Source organism: Mesorhizobium sp. M1078, assembly GCF_040318615.1.
In the GTDB taxonomy this organism is placed as follows: domain Bacteria; phylum Pseudomonadota; class Alphaproteobacteria; order Rhizobiales; family Rhizobiaceae; genus Mesorhizobium.
Genome location: NZ_JAMYMP010000025.1, coordinates 40954 through 59506, shown reverse-complemented (window position 1 = coordinate 59506; position 18553 = coordinate 40954). Strand labels below are relative to the sequence as shown.

Below are 18553 nucleotides of genomic sequence, written 5' to 3'. Positions count from 1 at the left end.
CAGCAGGCCGGCTGGCGTCAACTACATTTTTCCATCGGGTGGATTTAAGTGTTGCCTTGCCAGGCCCGCATTGCTACGTCAGCGCTTTGATCGGCTCGCCTTGCGGCCAAACTCCTTGCGCAGGGGAAAGCGTGACCGGCACCAGCTTCTTCAGTCTCGAAAAGATCGCCGAGGGCCGCAGCGGCGGAACCACGCAGGCCGAGAGCCGCGTCTACAACGAACGCCTGATCGTCTCGCTGATCCGCCGGCACGGCCAGCTGGCCAAGACCGATTTGACGCGGCTGACCGGGCTGGCCGCGCAAACCATCACCACCATCGTCAACCGCGCCGCCGACAACAAGCTGCTGCTGCGCCTGGAGCCTTTGCGCGGACGGCTGGGGCAACCCTCGGTTCCCTATGCGTTGAACCCGAAAGCCGCGTACGCCTTCGGCCTCAAGGTCGACCATCGCAGCGCCGATGTCGCCCTGGTCAATTTCGTCGGCGACGTGATGGCGTTCGAACGGACGCTGTTCGACTATCCGACGCCCGTCGAGGTGATGAAATTCGCCAAGGGCGCCATCGCGCGCATGTGCCGCAAGCACAGATCGATAGAGCAAGACCGCATCGCGGGTCTTGGCATCGCCTCGCCATTCCATCAGTGGAACCTGAGCGAAGAGGGCGCGGTGCCGGCGAGCAGGCTGGATGCCTGGAGGGAAATCGACATTCGCGCCGAACTGGACCGGGCGTTCGACTGGCCGGTGTTCCTCTACAACGACGCCACGGTGTCGGCCGCGGCCGAACTGATGTTTGGCGCCGGCGGATCGCGCGCCGACTTTCTCTATGCCTATGTCGGGCACTTCATCGGCGGCGGCCTGGTGCTCGATCATCACTTGTTCCCCGGCCGCAACAAGCTGGCCGGGGCGCTGGGCGACATGCCGGTGCCCGCGCCGGGGCGCAAGGGCGACGGGATGACCCCGTTGCTGCGCGTCGCTTCGCTGCATTCGCTGGCCGGCAAGCTCAACGACCAGGACAATGGGGACGAGGGCGCCGGCCGCATCTGGTCGTCGCCCGACGACTGGGGCGACCTTGGAGAGCCGCTCACCGCGTGGATCGATGAGGTTTCGGACGGGCTTGCCTATGCCGCCCGCAGTGCCGTTGCCTTGCTCGACATCGACAATGTGGTGATCGACGGCGCCATACCGAATGGCGTGCGCAAGGAGATCGCCAAGGCCATGCGCAGAAAGCTGGCACGGATCCTTGTCGATCGCCCCGAGCCGTTCTCCGTCATCGAGGGGACGTTTGGCCATCTCGGCCCCGTTATCGGCGGCGCCAGCATTCCGTTGCTGGTGAAATATTCGAACGACAAGGAACTGCTCTTCAAGGAATAGGCGCGCAGCCGCCGGCACCAGGCATTCCCCAAACAGCGAACTGTGAGACTTGTCACATACCTGCTCGTGAAGCGCGTGCTACTTGCACCCTGCGGTCGGTCGACGCCGAAAGAAATCGCCTGCCATGGTCTGGCGGTGACGGGCCTTTCACTTTATGCTGTGGCAGGTTGCATACTCTCAACGGACCTTGATGCCGCAAGCGGTGTTCTCGTCGGCGTCAGGCCGCGACCAGGAGTTTTGTCATGCTCCGACTTTGCGGATTCATCGCGGCCTTCATCCTTGCCGGCTTCACAAGCTTCGAGGCCTGCGCCGATCGAAGGGTCGCGCTCGTCATCGGCAATTCCGATTATCGCGACATCCCGGCGCTGAAGAACCCGGCCAAGGATGCCCAGGACGTATCGGCCACGTTCCGGCTGGCCGGCTTCGAGGTTTTCGTCGCCGAGAACCTCACCAAGCAGCAGTTCGAAGGCCAGTTCCGGGACTATCTGGCCGCCGCCGACGGCGCCGATCTCGCCGTCGTCTACTATTCCGGGCACGGCTTTCAGATCGGCGGCGAGAATTTCCTGATACCCGTCGACGCCTCGTTGAAGAAGGCGGCCGACATCGAGGTCCAGGCCATCAAGCTCAACGACGTGCTGGAGCAGCTGCGCTCGAAGTCGAAGATCCAGGTGATCATCCTCGATGCCTGCCGCAACAACCCCTTCCCGCGCAACAATTACTGGCTGCGCGACCAGCTTGTCACCGCCGGCAATACCGGGCTGGCGCAGGTGCGAAGCTCGCTTAACACGCTGATTGCCTTCGCCACCGAACCAGGCGCGGTCGCCTATGACGGCAGCGGCGACCTCAGCCCGTTTTCATCGGCCTTTTCGCGGCGCGCGCTGGCGCCGAACCAGGAGATCCGCACGGTCATGTCGGCGGTGCGCCGCGATGTCGTGCAGGCCACCAACGGCATGCAGGTGCCCTGGGAAAATTCCTCGCTGATCGATGACGTGGTGCTGGTGCGCCGCAACAACCGGCCTTCGCTGCCGCCAGTGCTGGAGAAGGTAGTGCTCTCGGGGGTCGGTCCTGTCGCTCTCGGCCTGCCGGAGCCGGTCGATGTCGATGGCGGCGCTATCAGCGTCAGCATCGAACGTCCGCCGGCAATGGGCCGTCTGGTGCTGGACGGCAAAGACGTCGCGGTGGGCGAACCGATCGCCGGCAAGGACCTGCCGCGCCTGCAAATGGATGTCCCCAAAGGCGCCGCCACGCAGGACGAGGTGGATATGCTGGCCTATGCCACGCATGACAATTGGGGCGGCGGGAGCCAGGGCATACTCGTGTTCCGCGTCAAGAGCGGCGAAGGTGCGGCGGGTCAGCAGATCATGGCTTCGCTCGAGGCCGAGCAGAAGCAGCAGGTGCTGGATCGCGGCATCCACATCACCGGCGCTGCCGAAGCGATCGAGAACCGCGAGCTTGATATTCCCGTCGGCGTCGGCCCGGTCGCGCTCAATCTGGATTTCCCCACCGACGATCCGGCGGTCAGCCTGAAGGTCACGGGGTATCCGGCAACGGGAACGCTGTCATTGCCTGATCGAACCTTGTCGCCGCAATCCAGCCTTCTGGCCGGTGAAGTCGACCATCTCCGTTACGAGCCGCAGATCGGCGCCGGCGCGCCGGTCGAGGTCGGCTTCGAAATCCGGGCCGACAGCAGCTCGGCTAAGCCCGCGACAATGAAGCTGTCGCCGACGGTCGATGCCTGCGATACCGCCGCCGGCGAGCCTCTCGACCTGCAAGGGGTGGTGCCCGGCCTGCTGCCGAACGAGATCGGCGCCGGTGCGGTGGCAGCCTGCGAGGCGGCCGTGAAAACCTATCCAGACGTCGCCCGCTTCCACTACGAGCTCGGCCGCGCCCTGCTTGCGGCAGGCCAGGTTAGAGAGGCCAGGACAGCCATCGAGGACGCCGCCAAGAAAGGCCATGTGCGCGCCGTCTTCGAACTCGGCTATCTCAACGCAACCGGAACCGGAACGACCATAGACCGCACCCAGGCCAACGCTCTCTACAAGGCTGCCGCCGACAAGGGTGATCCTTACGGTATGACCTCGTGGGGACGCGCGCTGTTCAATGGCTATGGCGTCAACCGCGATACGGCCAAGGGCCTCGACCTGCTGCTCAAGGCGGCGGCCATGGGGCACACCTATGCCATGAACGATCTTGCCGCCATCTTCACCGAGGGCCGCAATGGCGTGCCTGCCGATCCGGCCCGCGCCGTCGCCTTCCTGCAAGCGGGGGTGCAGCGCCAAGACATGTATTCGATGAACCTGCTCGGCCGCAATTACCTCGCCGGCCAGGGCATCGACAAGGATCCGAAGACGGCGCAGGCCCTGTTCCAGCAGGCCACCGATCTTGGCCAGCCCTACGCGCCCGGCAGCCTCGCCCGCATGTACAGGGATGGCGCCGGTGTGCGCCAGGACCCGGCGGAAGCGCAAAGGCTGTTCGAACTGGCGACCACGCGCGGCGATCCGTCGAGCGCCTATGATCGCGCGGCGCTTGAAATGGCGAAAGGCGACAAGGCCGATCAGGCTGTCGCGGTGCGCTTCCTGGCATTCGCCGTCGCGCTCGATCTGCGCAAGGAGCTGCCGGACGCCAAAAAGGGCCTGGCGCAGTTCGGCACCAAGCCGAAAACGGCAGCTTTGGACGCCCTGCGTCGAGAGCTCAAGTCGAAGATTCCCGCGTCCGGTTCGCTGGACACGCAACTGGTCAATGCGGCCCGGGGGGTCTGGGAAGAAGCCAATCCGCGTCGGGATTTGTTCTGAACAATAAGGAGGCCATGGTGGGCAAGGCATTCAAGCAGACATTCGGGCAGGCATTCATCGGGATAATTCTATCCGGCGTTCTGGCCGGGCTCATGGGCTGCACCTCGGTGTCGCCGATGTTTGAGCCGGCATCGCCGGTGAAACATCGCAAGGTGGTTCGCGCAGCACCCCAGCCAAAGGTGGTCAGATTCAAGAAGGCGGCCACCGGCAAAGTGATCAAGCCGGCCGAGGAGATCCCGCAAAAGCCGCCCGTCATTCCCGCTCTCGGCGGTAGCGGCGGAGGCGGTGGGGCTGGCGGCGGCGGCGGCGGTTGGGGATGAGATCGTCGACCAAGGGCGCTGCACTCAGCGGCCCCAAAGGGTCTTGCTAAGATCCGCATGAGCCTTGGACAACGTCAAGCCGAAATCGTCCATCCCTGTCGCGGCATCGGTTGGCCAGCGGACAATTCGGCGCAGCGCTGCACGGAAAAGGCAGCGGACGAACGCTGCCAGTGCAGAGGCCACGACCGCCGCCGGATCGAGTCTGCGAGCCGCCAAAGCCCGATGGGCCTGTTGTGTTTCGAGATAGCGGGCCAGCGCAACATCGTGACGCGATGGTGCGCCAAGCTCCTGCCGGTCGCGCCCGGGGTCGTCATGCCAGATGGGCCACTCGGTCGGGCTAGGGTGATGCACGGTATCCTCCTGCGAAAAGAGATCCAGTGCGAACAATCTCCTCAAGCGCCGTGAGCAACGCGTGGGAACCTGCGTGATGGAATCGTGAAAAGCGCCTCGGCGGCGGAATAAGTGTTGAAATGGACCGAGCTTGAGCGGATCGTCGTCGCGCTGTGACCGTGGCGGATCCGATGACCGGACCTTATCTTCACCTGCTGGGTGGTTTCGACTTTGCCGGCGTCGGGGCCACGGTTCCAGCCATCAGCCGCAAGGCGCGTGCGATGGTCGCCTATCTCGCGCTGCAGTCGGGGCATTCGCAGTCGCGCGAGAAGCTGGCGACCCTGCTCTGGGGCATCAACAGCGAGGCGCAGGCGCGAATGAGCCTGCGGCAAGCGGTATCGTCTGTCAGGAAGGCCATGCAGACGTGCGGCGGCGGCCGCTTCCTCACCGATGGCAACAGCGTCGCTCTGCATCTCGACGGCCTTGATTTCGACGTCGCGCGGTTCGAGGCGCTGGTCGCCAGCCCGGCACCCGAAGACCTCGAACTGGCGCTCAATGTCTACCGCGGCGACCTGCTCGACGGCTTCGGCCTGAAGGAGGAGCCATTCGAGGACTGGCTGAGGATCGAACGCGAGCGGCTGCGGGCATTGGCCGTCGCGGCGCTCGACAGGCTCGTCGCGCATTATGCAGCGACGAACGATCCTGCCGCATGCGTGCGCGCGGCAGCGCGCCTGCTGGCCATGGACCCGTTGAGGGAGGATGTCCACCGGGCCCTGATGCGCGCCTATGCGGCGCAAGGCAGGACCAATCTCGCGCTGAAGCAATATGAGCACTGCCGCACCGCGCTTCTACGCGATCTCAAGCTGCAGCCGGAGCCGGAGACGCGGCAATTGTTTGAGACGCTGCGCACACGCCGCACAATGGCGCCGGCACGGCCACCCACGACCGATGCGGATGACGCTACCTGCTTCAGCCACGAACTCGCAGCCCCCCCGACCCACTATGTCAAATCGGCCGGGATCAACATCGCGTATCAGGTGACCGGCGACGGTCCGGTCGACCTGATCCATGTGCCGGGATGGGTCTCCAACCTCGACCACGCCTGGGGCTCGCCGCGGCTTTCGCATGTGCACCGGCGGCTCGGCACTTTCTCGCGCCTAATCCGCATGGACAAGCGCGGCACCGGGCTCTCCGACCGCAATGTCGGTCTGCCGACCCTGGAAGAGCGGATGGAAGATGTGCGGGCAGTGCTGGATGCGGTTGGCTCGAAGCGCACGGTGCTTTTCGGCAGCTCCGAGGGCGGCCCGATGTGCATGCTGTTCGCGGCGACCTATCCCGAGCGCACAGCGGCACTCGTGCTCAATGGGGCCTACGCCCGCGGCAGGTGGTCACAAGACTATCCGTGGGCGAAGACAAGCGAGCAGGTGGAAGAGGATCTGGCGATCGTCGAGAAAGAATGGGGAGCGGCGGCGGATATGAGCAACGCGGCGCCCAGTCTGATGAGCGACACGTTCGAGACAGAATGGTTCGCCGCCTATCTCAGGAATTCTGCCTCGCCCGCCGACGCGATCGCCCTGTGGCGCTGGGGAGCCGAAATCGATGTTCGCGACATTCTGCCTGCTGTCCATGTTCCGACACTGATCATGCAGACGACTGGCGACGGCTGGGTGAAGCGGGAAGAAGGACGTTACCTGGCGACGCACATCGAGGGCGCCCGATACATTGAGTTCGCCGGCCGCGACCACGTCATCTGGGGCGAGAATTCCGATCGGATCGTCGACGAGATCCAGGCTTTCGTCACCGGCGCCTTGCCGGCGGCCCCAGGCGAACGGCTGCTTGTGTCGGTGCTGTCCCTCGATATGACGGGCTCGCCTTTCGGCATCGAGCCGGCCGAGCGGCACGCCGAAGCGCTCCGTGGCGAACTCCTCGCGGCCGAAGGCAGAGAGATCAGCCGATCGGACGGCAAGGTGCTCGCGGTGTTCCAGCGGCCAACGCGGTCGATCCAGTGCGCGATCGCCATCCGCGATCGCTTGCGGCAATCCGGTGTCGAGGTCCGCTCGGCGGTGCATATCGGCGAGTGCGAGCAGCGGGGCCATCAATTTTCAGGCGCGGCGATCGAACTGTCATCGCGTCTGCTTGACCATGCGCGGCCGGGCGAAATCATCGCATCAAGGACGGTGCGCGATCTCGTGGTCGGCTCCGGCCTGCGGTTCGAGGAGCGTGGCGAAATGGCGGCAAGCGGGCTGCCCGGCGCGTTTCCGTTCTATGCGGTCGATGGTTCGGCTTGAGCCGCTAGGTCACCTCTTCCCTGCCCTGAACCTCAACCCGTCCATCAGCAGCTTGACCAGACGGCGCGAGCGGTCGCGCCAGTCCTTGGTGTCGGGCGCCGAATAGATGCCGCCCAGCGCATGCAGCACATCGGAGGCGTCGACGTCGTTGCGGATCGAGCCTTCGGCGCCCGCCGCCTCGACCAGCTGGCGCAAGGCCAGCGACACCCGGCCCGACATGTCGGAGAACACGGCGGAATTGGTGTTGAACAGGATGCGCAGGCTGGCCGCAAGGCCGCGCTTGGTGGCGATGTAGTCGACGAAGCGCTGCATCCACTGTTCCAGCGCCACATCGGCCGAATGGTGCCTGGCGAGATCATCGGCCGCCGCGCAGAGCGCCTCGACTTCACGCCGATAGACCACCTCGACCAGATGCTCGCGGGTTGGAAAATGCCGGTACAGCGTGCCGATGCCGACGCCCGCCTGGCGCGCGATCTCCTCCAGCGAGGCATCGACGCCGTGCTCGGCAAAGGCCGCTGCCGCAACCTCGACCAGCCGGTCGCGGTTGCGCTGCGCATCGGCGCGCAGCGGCCTTGGCGCTGCGGCTTCGCGCTTCTCGTCGGCAATGCCGTGCGGCTGGTCGGTCAATTTTTTCTCCACTGTCGATATATGGGGGCTTGAACCCGGAGGGGTAAGCCCCCAACTGGATAAACGGAGGCGCCTCCGTTTTAGTGGAGCAGCCTTATCATATAATCAGGGGAGCCGGTATGTCACGTGTTGAGATTGTGAAGACTGAAGCATCCCCTGTCCGCTGGAGAGTCGGGGCGGCAGAGCTGCCAATCTCCCCCCTCGTGGGGGAGATGCCCGGCAGGACAGAGGGGGGCGCTGTCCCGCCAGCCTATCAAGGCCTGACTAGCGCCTCCTCGGAAAAGATTCGTTTCGACGGATGTAAATCGGGAACGTCGCATTCCTTCGCGCCCCCCTCTGCCCTGCTGGGCATCTCCCCCACAAGGGGCGAGATTAGGCGCACCGTCGCCTCTTCCCTTTTCCTCTCTCACTCGGACGCCATTTCAATCCCCTTGCGTCAAGCAACTGGAGCCAGACGCCCATGACCAGCCAGACCATCCACCTCACCATCAACGGGCACGACCATGAACTGCAGGTCGAGCCGCGCGTCACGTTGCTCGACGCCTTACGCGACCGTCTTAACCTGACCGGCACCAAGAAGGGTTGCGACCAGGGCCAGTGCGGCGCCTGCACGGTGCATGTCGAGGGACAGCGCGTGCTCGCCTGCCTGACGCTTGCAGCACAGGTCGAAGGCCGCGAGATCACCACCATCGAAGGGTTGGCCGGCGACGACGGCACGCTCAACGCGGTTCAGACTGCTTTCCTCGACCAGGATGCTTTCCAGTGCGGTTACTGCACGCCGGGACAGATCATGTCGGCGGTGGCGTGCATCCGCGAGGGCCATGCCGGCTCGGATGACGAGATCCGCGAATACATGGCCGGCAATCTGTGCCGCTGCGGCGCCTATCCGCATATCGTTGCCGCCGTGCGCCAGGCGGCACTGGAGGTGGCGTCATGAGGGATTTTTCCTACGTTCGCGCCGATAGCATCGATGCCGCACGCCAAGCTGCCGCCCTGCCCGGGGCCATGCTGCTTGCCGGCGGTGCGACGCTGGTCGATCTCGCCAAATGCGGCGTGGCCGAACCCGACAGCCTGGTCGACATCACCCATCTCAAAGGGCTCGACGCCATCAAGGTCGACGCTGACAGTGCCATGATCGGCGCGCTGGCCAAGATGAGCCTCGTCGCCGACAATGCCGAGATCAAGACCCGCTTTCCCGCGGTCTCCGAAGCGCTGTGGCAGGCGGCTTCCGCGCAACTGCGCAACATGGCGACCATCGGCGGCAATCTGATGCAGCGCACGCGCTGCCCCTATTTCCGCGATCCCGCGAGTTTTTCCGCCTGCAACAAGCGCTCGGCCGGCAGCGGCTGCTCGGCGATCGGCGGCGTCACCCGCGGCCATGCCGTGCTCGGCACCAGCGACGCCTGCATCGCCATGTATCCCGGTGACCTCGCCACCGCGCTGGTCGCCTTCGACGCCGTGGTTCATCTTGGCGAACGCCAGGTTGCCGTCGACGACTTCTTTCTCCTGCCCGGCGCCACGCCCGACAGGGAACATGCCATTCAACCGGGCGAGATGATCACGGCCATCAGCATCCCGGCTTCAGCCGCCGCCCGGCGGTCGACCTATCTCAAGGTTCGCGACCGGCAGTCCTACGAGTTCGCCGCTGCAAGCGCCGCGGTCGGCATCGACTTCGAAGCCGATGGCCGCACCATTCGCGACCTGCGCGTCGCGCTGGGCGGCGTCGCGACGAAGCCGTGGCGGGCGCATGCCGTGGAAGCGGCGTTGAAGGGCAAGGTGCTCAGCGAAGACAGGGTGCGGGCAGCCAGCTTGCTCGCCATGGAAGGGGCGATCGACCACGGCGCCAACCACTACAAGATCGAACTGGCGCCGCGCGTCGTTGCCCGCGCCATCCTCAAGACGGGAGCCATGTCATGACCATTCACGACCCGAAGACACGGCACGGCGACGCTTCGGACGGCACTGCCGATCAGGTTGGCGGGCGGCTGTCGCGCGTCGACGGCCCGGCCAAGATTACCGGTGCGGCAAAATACGCCGTCGAGCAGCAGCTCGACGGGCTAACCTACGGCGTCCTGGTCGAAAGCACGATCGCGTCAGGCAAGGTGCGCTCGATCGACACGTCAGCCGCTGAGGCGGCACCTGGTGTGCTCAAGGTGCTGACGGCGGACACCATCATGCCGCTGAAGACTGCATCGGACTGGTTCGGCACACCGCCGCCGGACAAGCCCTACTGCCCGCTGGCGCGCGATATCACCTTTTCGGGCCAGCATGTCGCCGCGGTCATCGCGGAGACCTTCGAGCAGGCCGTTGCGGCCGCAGCCCTGGTCAAGGTCAGCTATGACGAGACTCCGGCCATCGTCGACCTCAGCGACGCCAAGGCGGGCGACGGCATTCCGATCGCCGCCATGACCAAGGAATGGGGCGATGCGCAGGCCGCTTTCGCCGCTGCCCCGGTGCGCGTCTGCGGCGCCTATAACACGCCGCGCGAATACCAGGCGCCGATGGAGCCGCATGGCCTCATCGCCCGCTGGGAGGGCGACCGGCTGACCGTGTGGGAACCGAGCCAGTGGCTCGACGGCATGGCCCGCACCTATGCCGAATGGTTCGGCGTGCCGTTCGAAAATGTACGGCTGGTCTCGCCCTATATCGGTGGCGGCTTCGGCTCCAAGGCGCTGGCGCTCGGCCACGGCGCGGTAGCGGCTGCCGCAGCCAAGATGCTGGGACGGCCCGCGAGGGTGGTCATGACTCGGCCGCAGACTTTTACCGGCTATGGCGGCCGCGCCGCGACCCGCCAGACGGTGACGATCGGCGCCGACCGTGACGGAAAAATCCAGTCGATCGTGCATCGCGGCGTCAACGAAACATCCATAGACGGAATGTGGGTCGAGCCGTTGGGCGTGGTCACCTCGATCATGTATGCGACGCCCAACTTCTCCTCGAAGCAGAATGTCGTGCGGGTGAATTCGGTGGTGCCTGGCGCCATGCGCGCGCCGGGCGAAAACCCTAGCGCCTTCGGCATCGAAAGCGCCATTGACGAGCTCGCCTACGAGGTCGGCATCGATCCGCTGGAGATCCGGCTGAGGAATTACGCCGAGCAGGATCCGCACGCCAAGAAAGCCTGGTCGACGCGGCAGTTGCGCGAGGCTTTCGCGGCTGGCGCCGAACGCTTCGGCTGGGCCCAGCGCACGCCCAAACCGCGTTCGATGCGCGATGGCAACCAGCTGATCGGCTGGGGCGTTGCCGCCGGCACCTATCCGGTGCGGCGCGCTTACGGCGAGGCCATCGTGCGTATCCTTGCCAACGGCTCGGTCGAGGTCGAAAGCTCCTCGATCGACATGGGCCAGGGCACCTACACGATCCTGGCGCAGACGGCGGCCGAAACGGTCGGCGTGGCGGCCGACCAGGTCGTGGTGAAGCTCGGTGATTCCCGGTATCCCCGCGCCGGCGTAGCCGGCGGGTCGCGGCTGGCCGGCGTGATGACGGGCGCGGTCTACAAGGCGGCGACATCGGCGCTCGACCAGCTGGTTGGTCTGGCGATCAGCGATTCGCGCTCGCCCTTCCACGCGCTGCAGGCCAACACGCTGGTCGTCGCCAATGGCCGCATCAGGTCGCCGCGCGGCGATGGTCCCGATGTCTCGATCGCCGACCTGCTGGCCAGCGTCGGCCGCGACCGCATCGAGGCCACAGGCGACACCATGCCGGCGAACTCGACGGCCGCCGATCGCTACAAGAACTACACCACCATCGCGGCGGCACTGCCGCACACCGAGGGCGACTATTCGCGCCACTCCTGGTGCGCGCATTTCATCGAGGTGCGCGTCGACGAGGATTTCGGCACGGTGCGCGCGTCGCGCGTGGTATCGGCGCTGGATTCCGGCCGGCTCTACAACCCGAAACTCGCCGAGAGCCAGTGGAAGGGCGGCATCATCATGGGCATCGGCCAGGCGCTGCTCGAAGAAGGCATTGTCGACCGCAGGCATGGCCGCATCGTCAACAACAATCTCGGCGACTATCTGGTGCCGACCAATGCCGACATCCCCGATATCGAGGTCATCTCGGTCGGCGTTCCCGACCTGCACTCTTCGGTGCTCGGCGGCAAGGGTGTCGGCGAACTGGCCATCGTCGGCGTAGCGCCGGCGATCGCCAATGCGGTGTTCCATGCGACGGGAAAAAGAGTGCGGGACTTGCCGATCACGCTGGAGAAGTTGATCTAGGAAGCGGCGTGCGTAATCTCCCCCCTTGACGAGGGGGAGATGTCGCCGAAGGCGACAGAGGGGGTCGCCTCTCGTAGAGCGCCAACCTCCTTCCGCCGCAGTAGGTCGAGCCCGGTCGGACCGACCCCCTCTGCCCTGCCGGGCATCTCCCCCTCAAGGAGGGAGATTGGCAGCTCGCGCGCCTCGGTTACCAGTCGAGCTTGAACGCAAGCTTGCCGAAATGCTGCCCGCCCGCCGCCATGTGCGCGTAGGCTTCGGCCGCCTGCTCCTGGCTAAACACCTTGTCGACGACCGGGTCGATGCGGGCGGCGGCGATGGCGCGGACGGCGGCGCGAAGGTCAGATACCGACCCGGTGTTGTTGCCGACCACCTTCAGCGCCTTGATGATGATCGGCAGCAGGTCGACCGTGGCCTCGGCGCCGGTGACGAAACCGATGGTGAACAGCGTGCCGCCAGGCGCGGTGGCGTTGACGGCGCGGGCGAAGGTGGCGGTGCCGGCGGTCTCGACGACGAGGTCGGCGCCGAGGCCGCCGGTCAGTTCCAGCACCTTGCCGTCCCAGTCGGGCGTCGCGCGGTAGTTGATGAGATGATCGGCGCCGAGCGCCTTCGCCCGCCCCAGCTTCTCGTCCGACGAAGAAGTGATGATGACGGTGGCGCCGGCGGCTTTCGCCAGCTGCAGGGTGAAGATGGAGACGCCGCCGGTGCCGAGCAGCACGACGACCGAGCCCGGCCCGACATCGGCGGCGCAGACCGCGTTCCAGGCGGTGGTCGCGGCGATCGGCAGTGTCGACGCCGCCTCGAAGGAGAGACGAGCCGGTACCGGCACGAGCGAGTTGGCCGGCAGCGCGACATATTCGGCGAGCGACCCCGGCAGCGAAATTCCGCGCATCTGCGTCATCTCGTTAGGCCGGGGCGGACCGCCGATCCAGCGCGGCTTGGCATGGGCAACGACGCGATCGCCGACGGCGAAATCCGTAACGCCCTCCCCCAGCGCGACGATCTCGCCGGCGCCGTCGGCGACGGGAATGAGCGGAAAGCCGGGCACGCGATAATTGCCGCTGGCCACCGCCACATCGACGAAATTCAGGCTCGCGGCGCGCTGGCGGATCAGCACTTCGCCGCGCTGCGGTTCAGGCGTGGCAATGGTGGTGGCGCGAAAGGCGTCCAGTTTGGCGGCGGTCAGCTCGATGGCTTTCATGGCTCACGCATTCCTGTTTAAGGGGTCAATCGTCAGGATTGAGTGAAGCTATCTGCTGCGCTACAAGCAGATAATCCGGAATTTTTACATTTGAGTCCTGTGCTTTATGCAGCAATCACACGACCCCGCCAGCCTTGCCGAAATGGCCGCCTTTGCGGCCATCACCGAAGCGCGCTCCTTCACCAAGGCAGCGTTGCGCGTCGGGCGCGACTCGACGGTTCTGTCACGCCGCCTGCAATCGCTGGAGCAGCGGCTCGGCGTGCGGCTGCTGCACCGGACCACCCGAAGCGTATCGTTGACGGAGGCGGGAGCGGAGTTCCTGGTACGCGTCCGCGCCATCCTGGCCTCGGTAGACGAAGCCGAGGCTGCTGCTTCCGCGCATGCCAGCGGGGCTCCGCGGGGCTTGCTGCGGCTGGCGCTGCCGGGAACCTTTGGCCGTATGTGGATCGGGCCGCTGCTGCCGCAATTTCTAGCGACGTTCCCGGATGTCCGCATCGAGGCCGAGTTCTCCAACCGGTTCGTCGATCTCTTTGCAGAGAACTTCGATGTCGCCGTCCGTCTCGGCGCGCTGGAGGACTCGCGCCTGGTGGCGCGCAAGATCGCGACACGGCGGCGGTTGCTGTGCGCTGCTCCCTCCTACCTCGCCCGCAGGGGCACGCCGGAAGCGCCGGAAGCGCTCACAGAACACGCCTGCCTCGGCTTCTCCGGCTTCCAGACCTTTCCCACCTGGGAGATGACCGACAGTTCGGGCCGCCGCGTCAACGTCGAAGTCTCGGGGCCGATGGTGTGCGACGATGCCGAAGTGCTGGTCGAAGCCGCGGTGCAAGGCCTCGGCCTGATGATGAGCACCGATTGGCTGGTCGGGCGCGAACTCGCCGACGGACGGCTGGTGCCGTTGCTGGAGGACTGGACGCTGGCCGACGAAGGCGCTGTCTATGTCGTCATGCCCTCGGCCAGGGGACAAGCCGCCAAGACACGCGCCTTCGCCGACTGGATCGGTAAGCGCTTCGCGCCGGAGCCGCCCTGGACGTCGAGGCCGGTCTCAAAGGCTTGCTCAATGGGGCGCGCTGGGGGCTAAGACGGCATGCCGCTATCACCAGGCCCTTTGTCCTGTATGATCTCGTTGATGTAGCTTGGGAGGGGATCATGCAAAGTGCATTGGCGAAGTTCATGATGGCAGGTTCCGTTCTGGCCGCGCTGCAAGCCGCGCAGCCGGCTTTTGCCGCGTCCTGCAACTGGAGCGCCAAGATGGAAGAAGACGAAGGCGGCAGCGTGCTGACGGCTTCGGTGTGCGGCGGACCGAAGGCCGATGCGCATCTGATGCTCGTCTGTTTCGACAAGCCGGTGCTGAGCTACGATCTGGGTGCGGCCGGCCAGCAGCTGGAGCCCGGCATCAGCGCTTCCTTCACCTTCAAGGGCGGTGACAAGAGCGTGACCAAAAAGCTCGACCTCGAGGCCATGTATAATTACTTCACGGCTGAGCTGAGCAAAGACGATCCACTGCTCGGCCTGTTGCGCGGCAAGGGCGACGTCACGGTTACGGCCGACAAATATGGCGAGAACAGCTTTCCGCTGACCGGCTCGAGCGCGGCCATCGGCAAGGTGCTGACGCAGTGCGGCAAAGGTTCGGCCGGCGACGCGGACTGAAGCTCCCTACTTTCGACCACGCAGCTTGGCCCCGCGCCTCCATCAGGGCAAAGCCAAGCAGGTTCTCGCCGCGCCCGGTTTGCCGTTTCGCTCATCGACGGGGGCACGGGTTTGGAGGCGCAACATGCGGCCTGAGTTCTCAGCGCGAGCTGCGCTCTCCCTCCGGTGTCGCCACCAGCAAGGCGGCGGCGGCATTGGCCGTGGCAATCGCCGCTTCTGTCGGATGGCCACGCGCAAGGCCTGCCGCGAAGGCGCCGACGAATTCGTCGCCGGCGCCATGGGTGCTGACGACTTTTACCGGAATGGCGCCCAGCGCGAAGGCCGCGCCCGTCCGGTCGCAATAGGCGACCCCCTCACCGCCGGCGGTGACAATCGCCGAGGGGTAGGTATCGATCAGCCGCCGCGCGGCTTCGGTTGCGCCGGCGAGCGTATCGACGACCGGAACGCCGGCCAAAAATTCCGCTTCGATGGCGTTGACGATGACGATGTCTATCAGTGCGGTCAATTCGGCCGACAGTGTTCGCGCCGGTGCGGCGTTGAGCACGACGCGGCCGCCGGATGCCTTCACCGCGCGCGCGGCAGCGATGTTTGCGGCGTCGGGCACTTCGTTTTGCAGCAACAGCACTGCCGTCTGTACCACCACCTCCCTTGCTGCCACGACGTCATCATCGTCCAGCGTGAGATTGCTGCCGGAGACGATCACCGCACCATAGTCGCCATCGCTGTCGAAGATCGCCACGCTCATGCCGGAGCCTGCGCCTGCCGCCACGCGCACGAAGCGGCGATCCAGGCCGGCGCGATCGAGATTGGCCAGCAGCGCCGTGCCGAAATCGTCGTCGCCGACGGCGCCGATCATCGCCGCACGCACGCCGGCGCGTGCCGCCGAGACCGCCTGGTTGCCGCCCTTGCCGCCGCATTTCGGCTGCCAGGCATGGCCGGTCACCGTCTCGCCCTTGCGCGGACGGTCGGGCGCGTCGACCATGATGTCGTAGTGCAGGCTGCCGAAGACGGTGACCAGCGGAACCGTCATGTGCCCCGGTCTTTTCGTTTCGAGGTGACCGCCGACATGGTGCGGCCGAGATTGCGCTCCGCCGCCTGGTAGTCGCGCTGCGCCACCGCCACGAACAAAGCGTCGAGGATGTTGAGCTGCGCGATGCGCGCCGCTGCGTTTTCGCCCATCAGCGGCGAGCCTTGCGCGGTCGAGCACAGCACGATGTCGGCAATCCGGGCCAGCGGCGAGTTGTCGTAGTTGGTGATGGCCAGCGTGCGGGCGCCGCTCTTGCGGGCAAGATGGATGGCGTCGATGACGGCCGACGTGTTGCCGGAATGCGAGAAGCCGACGGCGATGTCGTCGGCGCCGAGGAGCGAGGCCGACATCAGCATCATGTGCGAGTCGTCATAGACCGACGCGCGGATGCCGATGCGCAGGAATTTGTGCGAGACGTCGCGAGCGATCTGGGCGGAGCCGCCGACGCCATAAAAATCGCGGTTCCTGGCGCGGTAGAGCAGATCGGCAGCACGGTCGAAATCGTCCATGTCGAGGATCGCGAGCGTCTCCTCCAGCGCCTGGATCGAGGTGCGGAACACTTTCTGCACGATCTCGGCCGAGCTGTCGTCGACCGACAGTTCCTGGTGCATCTCGGCGGTCGGCAGGCGGCTGTATTCATAGACGGCGGTGCGGAAGTCGCGGTAGCCGGAGAAGCCGAGTTTCTTGGCGATCTTGACCACCATCGCCTCGGACACGCCGGCCTCCTCGGCGATCTGCTTCAGCGGAATGGTCTCATCGAAACCGCGCCGGCCGAAGACGGTTTCCACCACCTTGGTCTCAAGCGGGGTGAGATGCGGCATCATCATGCGGATGCGCGGCCCCACGGCTTTCAGATCGAGATTGCTCAACGTCATCCACGTCCCCTCGTCTCCGGCCCGAGCATGGCTTCCTGGACGATAGCCTGCGACGTCACGGCGTCCTGGCTGTCCATGGCGGCGGACAGGCGGTTATCCTTCTCCAGCCGGTCGACAACGCACAGCAGGCGCTTGACGGTGGCGATGTTGACTTCGCATTCGCGCACCGGATCGAGCCCGGTCATGTCGGGGAAGGTGTCGAAGTAGATGGCGCCGGCATAGCCGTCGCGGCGGATCTGGCGCAGCAGTTCGATGGTCTGCAGCGTGTGCACCGCGCCGACCATCAGGCCGTCGTCGCGCTTGGCATAGCCATCGTTGAGATGGACGCCGAGCAGCTTGCTGTGGCGAGCGATCAGCGCCGCGGCGAAGGCCGGCTGTTCGTCGGCATAGAGCACATGGGCGAAATCGAGCGTGACGCCGAGATTGGGTAGGCCGACCTCGCGGATCGCCAGCAAGGTGGTCGCCGCATCCGGCATCAGCGAGTAGGAGCGCGGTTCGTTAGGCTTGTACTCCAGGCTGATCTGGCAGCCGGGATCATGCGCGGCAACTTCACGAATCCCATCGATTTCGTGCTGCCAGAGCGTCGCATAGTCAGTTTGAAATGCATAGTCGAAGCCATCCTGGCCCAGCCACAGCGTCATCAGACTGGCGCCGGCCGCGCGCACCGCATCGATACCGGCCTTAGTCAAGTCGATGGCTTCGCGGCGCACCGCCGGGTCCGGATTGGTGAAAGCGCCGAGCTTGAAGGCCGGGTTGGAGTAGTAACGCATGGCAAAGCCATTGATGGAAAGCCCGAAATCGTCAAGCTTTTGCGCGATCTCAGCCGGCTTTTCACTGACGTGGTCGGGGAAATTAAGATCAAGGTCGGTCAGCCCGTCGACCTTGGCCGCGCGGGCTGCCATCTGCAGCATGGACGGCTTGCCGGTGAGATCAGGCCATTCGGCTTGCGGCCGCGAGGCGAAGGAATTCAGGCGGGTGGCGAAGCGACTGTTTGTCATGATGAACCTTTCAGTGATTTACTTCACACAAATACGAATATTTGTAAAGTTCTCATTTCCGAGGCGGTTTGTAGCGCGCAACATCCTGCTTGGCGGAGATCTTCGGCTGCGCCTCTGCATCCATGCCGGGAGTTTCGAGTCCCGCAACGGTGCGGATGCTGGTGCGAGCCCTTGCGCCCTGCCTGCCGATTGACCAATCTCGCCGACACTGTCATGAGCCGCGGTTGGGGGATCGCACATGCCAACGCTCTATCAACTGAAACCGGCCTTTCAGGCCAGGCTGCGGCCGCTGGCCGACCGGCTGGCCGATGCCGGCGTCACCGCCAACCAGATCACGCTTCTCGCCGCCGCGCTCTCCATCGCCACCGGCCTGGTGGTCGCGGCCTTTGCCTTCCATCCCCTGGTTTTCCTCTTGATGCCGGTGGTGCTGTTCGTGCGCATGGCGCTCAACGCCATTGACGGGATGCTGGCCAGGGAACATGGGCAAGCATCAAAACTCGGCATGTATCTCAACGAACTCTGCGACGTCGTCTCGGACTTGGCGCTGATCCTGGCCTTTGCCACCTTGTTCCCGGCCTGGGGTGTCGTCGCCTTCGCTATTACCGCCATGCTTGTCGAGTTCGCCGGCGTGCTTGGCGTTGCCGCAGGCAGCGGGCGCAACTATGCCGGGCCGTTCGGCAAGAGCGACCGAGCCCTGGTGCTCGGCGTCATCGGCTTTCTTCTCGCTTGCGGCCTGTGGGTGGCGGGGATCGCGCCGTTTGTGTTTCCGATCATGGCTACACTGTCGGGGATAACCGCCATCAACCGGATACGCAGCGGCCTTAGAGCGGGCGGCACCTGATGCCAAAGCGTCAGGCACCCGACCGCCAG

At 65.4% G+C, this 18553-nt stretch carries 16 protein-coding genes; 10 read left to right on the top strand and 6 right to left on the bottom strand.

Annotation, left to right across the window (positions count from 1 at the left end; all coding sequences use genetic code 11):
* Positions 1-131 precede the first annotated feature (131 nt).
* The 3 genes from NKH38_RS25005 (at position 132) to NKH38_RS24995 (ending at position 4479) form a co-directional block, all read left to right on the top strand.
* On the top strand, positions 132-1367 hold the full coding sequence (locus NKH38_RS25005) for an ROK family protein (protein ID WP_352625843.1): 1236 nt from the start codon (positions 132-134) through the stop codon (positions 1365-1367).
* Between the two features lie 242 nt (positions 1368-1609).
* Complete coding sequence (locus NKH38_RS25000) at positions 1610-4159, top strand: caspase family protein (protein WP_023751879.1); 2550 nt, start codon at positions 1610-1612, stop codon at positions 4157-4159.
* Between the two features lie 14 nt (positions 4160-4173).
* Positions 4174-4479 carry a hypothetical protein gene (locus NKH38_RS24995; protein ID WP_023727043.1) on the top strand — a complete coding sequence of 102 codons (306 nt, stop codon included), beginning with the start codon at positions 4174-4176 and terminating at the stop codon, positions 4477-4479.
* Positions 4480-4503: 24 nt separating this feature from the next.
* Here NKH38_RS24995 and NKH38_RS24990 read toward each other — a convergent pair whose 3' ends face one another.
* Positions 4504-4866, bottom strand: coding sequence for a hypothetical protein (locus tag NKH38_RS24990; protein WP_023733969.1), 363 nt, complete (start codon positions 4864-4866; stop codon positions 4504-4506).
* 134 nt (positions 4867-5000) lie between these two features.
* On the opposite strand from NKH38_RS24990, the gene NKH38_RS24985 reads away from it, so the two are divergent.
* A complete protein-coding gene (locus tag NKH38_RS24985) occupies positions 5001-7097 on the top strand; it encodes an alpha/beta fold hydrolase (protein ID WP_352762939.1) in 2097 nt (698 codons plus the stop codon).
* Between the two features lie 9 nt (positions 7098-7106).
* Here the strand turns inward: NKH38_RS24985 and NKH38_RS24980 are convergent, their stop codons facing one another.
* Positions 7107-7724: a TetR/AcrR family transcriptional regulator gene (locus NKH38_RS24980; protein WP_352762940.1), complete on the bottom strand. Its 618-nt coding sequence runs from the start codon at positions 7722-7724 to the stop codon at positions 7107-7109.
* 460 nt (positions 7725-8184) lie between these two features.
* On the opposite strand from NKH38_RS24980, the gene NKH38_RS24975 reads away from it, so the two are divergent.
* Genes NKH38_RS24975 through NKH38_RS24965 form a run of 3 tightly spaced genes read left to right on the top strand, consistent with a single transcriptional unit; the run spans position 8185 to position 11938 of the window.
* Positions 8185-8661 carry a (2Fe-2S)-binding protein gene (locus NKH38_RS24975; RefSeq protein WP_023695486.1) on the top strand — a complete coding sequence of 159 codons (477 nt, stop codon included), beginning with the start codon at positions 8185-8187 and terminating at the stop codon, positions 8659-8661.
* Positions 8658-9641, top strand: a complete 984-nt coding sequence (locus tag NKH38_RS24970) for an FAD binding domain-containing protein (protein ID WP_352762943.1) — start codon at positions 8658-8660, stop codon at positions 9639-9641. Before NKH38_RS24975 ends, NKH38_RS24970 begins: the two co-directional genes overlap by 4 nt.
* On the top strand, positions 9638-11938 hold the full coding sequence (locus NKH38_RS24965; protein ID WP_352762944.1) for a xanthine dehydrogenase family protein molybdopterin-binding subunit: 2301 nt from the start codon (positions 9638-9640) through the stop codon (positions 11936-11938). The genes NKH38_RS24970 and NKH38_RS24965 overlap by 4 nt, the downstream gene beginning before the upstream one ends.
* A gap of 187 nt (positions 11939-12125) precedes the next feature.
* Here NKH38_RS24965 and NKH38_RS24960 read toward each other — a convergent pair whose 3' ends face one another.
* Positions 12126-13136 (bottom strand): zinc-dependent alcohol dehydrogenase family protein, encoded by a 1011-nt coding sequence (locus tag NKH38_RS24960; protein WP_023727036.1) that lies wholly within the window; start codon positions 13134-13136, stop codon positions 12126-12128.
* Positions 13137-13242: 106 nt separating this feature from the next.
* Between NKH38_RS24960 and NKH38_RS24955 the strand changes: the two genes are divergently transcribed.
* Positions 13243-14214 (top strand): LysR family transcriptional regulator, encoded by a 972-nt coding sequence (locus tag NKH38_RS24955; protein WP_352762945.1) that lies wholly within the window; start codon positions 13243-13245, stop codon positions 14212-14214.
* 68 nt (positions 14215-14282) lie between these two features.
* The gene (locus NKH38_RS24950) at positions 14283-14783 is read left to right on the top strand and encodes a hypothetical protein (protein ID WP_352762946.1); all 501 of its coding nucleotides are present in this window, start codon (positions 14283-14285) and stop codon (positions 14781-14783) included.
* A gap of 139 nt (positions 14784-14922) precedes the next feature.
* Here NKH38_RS24950 and NKH38_RS24945 read toward each other — a convergent pair whose 3' ends face one another.
* Genes NKH38_RS24945 through NKH38_RS24935 form a run of 3 tightly spaced genes read right to left on the bottom strand, consistent with a single transcriptional unit; the run spans position 14923 to position 17683 of the window.
* Entirely contained in the window at positions 14923-15813 is an 891-nt protein-coding gene (locus NKH38_RS24945) for a ribokinase (RefSeq protein WP_023805588.1), read from the bottom strand.
* Positions 15810-16685: a MurR/RpiR family transcriptional regulator gene (locus tag NKH38_RS24940; protein WP_352762948.1), complete on the bottom strand. Its 876-nt coding sequence runs from the start codon at positions 16683-16685 to the stop codon at positions 15810-15812. Before NKH38_RS24940 ends, NKH38_RS24945 begins: the two co-directional genes overlap by 4 nt.
* Entirely contained in the window at positions 16682-17683 is a 1002-nt protein-coding gene (locus NKH38_RS24935) for a TIM barrel protein (RefSeq protein ID WP_352762951.1), read from the bottom strand. The genes NKH38_RS24940 and NKH38_RS24935 overlap by 4 nt, the downstream gene beginning before the upstream one ends.
* Before the next feature lie 238 nt (positions 17684-17921).
* On the opposite strand from NKH38_RS24935, the gene NKH38_RS24930 reads away from it, so the two are divergent.
* On the top strand, positions 17922-18524 hold the full coding sequence (locus NKH38_RS24930; protein WP_352638778.1) for a CDP-alcohol phosphatidyltransferase family protein: 603 nt from the start codon (positions 17922-17924) through the stop codon (positions 18522-18524).
* Positions 18525-18553 lie beyond the last annotated feature (29 nt).

Bases quoted from the DNA above. Each gene is read 5' to 3' on its own strand.
- NKH38_RS25000 (WP_023751879.1), top strand. From the start codon at position 1,610: ATGCTCCGACTTTGCGGATTCATCGCGGCCTTCATCCTTGCCGGCTTC.
- NKH38_RS24995 (WP_023727043.1), top strand. From the start codon at position 4,174: ATGGTGGGCAAGGCATTCAAGCAGACATTCGGGCAGGCATTCATCGGG.
- NKH38_RS24985 (WP_352762939.1), top strand. From the start codon at position 5,001: ATGACCGGACCTTATCTTCACCTGCTGGGTGGTTTCGACTTTGCCGGC.
- NKH38_RS24975 (WP_023695486.1), top strand. From the start codon at position 8,185: ATGACCAGCCAGACCATCCACCTCACCATCAACGGGCACGACCATGAA.
- NKH38_RS24970 (WP_352762943.1), top strand. From the start codon at position 8,658: ATGAGGGATTTTTCCTACGTTCGCGCCGATAGCATCGATGCCGCACGC.
- NKH38_RS24965 (WP_352762944.1), top strand. From the start codon at position 9,638: ATGACCATTCACGACCCGAAGACACGGCACGGCGACGCTTCGGACGGC.
- NKH38_RS24960 (WP_023727036.1), bottom strand. From the start codon at position 13,136: ATGAAAGCCATCGAGCTGACCGCCGCCAAACTGGACGCCTTTCGCGCC.
- NKH38_RS24955 (WP_352762945.1), top strand. From the start codon at position 13,243: ATGCAGCAATCACACGACCCCGCCAGCCTTGCCGAAATGGCCGCCTTT.
- NKH38_RS24950 (WP_352762946.1), top strand. From the start codon at position 14,283: ATGCAAAGTGCATTGGCGAAGTTCATGATGGCAGGTTCCGTTCTGGCC.
- NKH38_RS24945 (WP_023805588.1), bottom strand. From the start codon at position 15,813: ATGACGGTTCCGCTGGTCACCGTCTTCGGCAGCCTGCACTACGACATC.
- NKH38_RS24940 (WP_352762948.1), bottom strand. From the start codon at position 16,685: ATGACGTTGAGCAATCTCGATCTGAAAGCCGTGGGGCCGCGCATCCGC.
- NKH38_RS24935 (WP_352762951.1), bottom strand. From the start codon at position 17,683: ATGACAAACAGTCGCTTCGCCACCCGCCTGAATTCCTTCGCCTCGCGG.
- NKH38_RS24930 (WP_352638778.1), top strand. From the start codon at position 17,922: ATGCCAACGCTCTATCAACTGAAACCGGCCTTTCAGGCCAGGCTGCGG.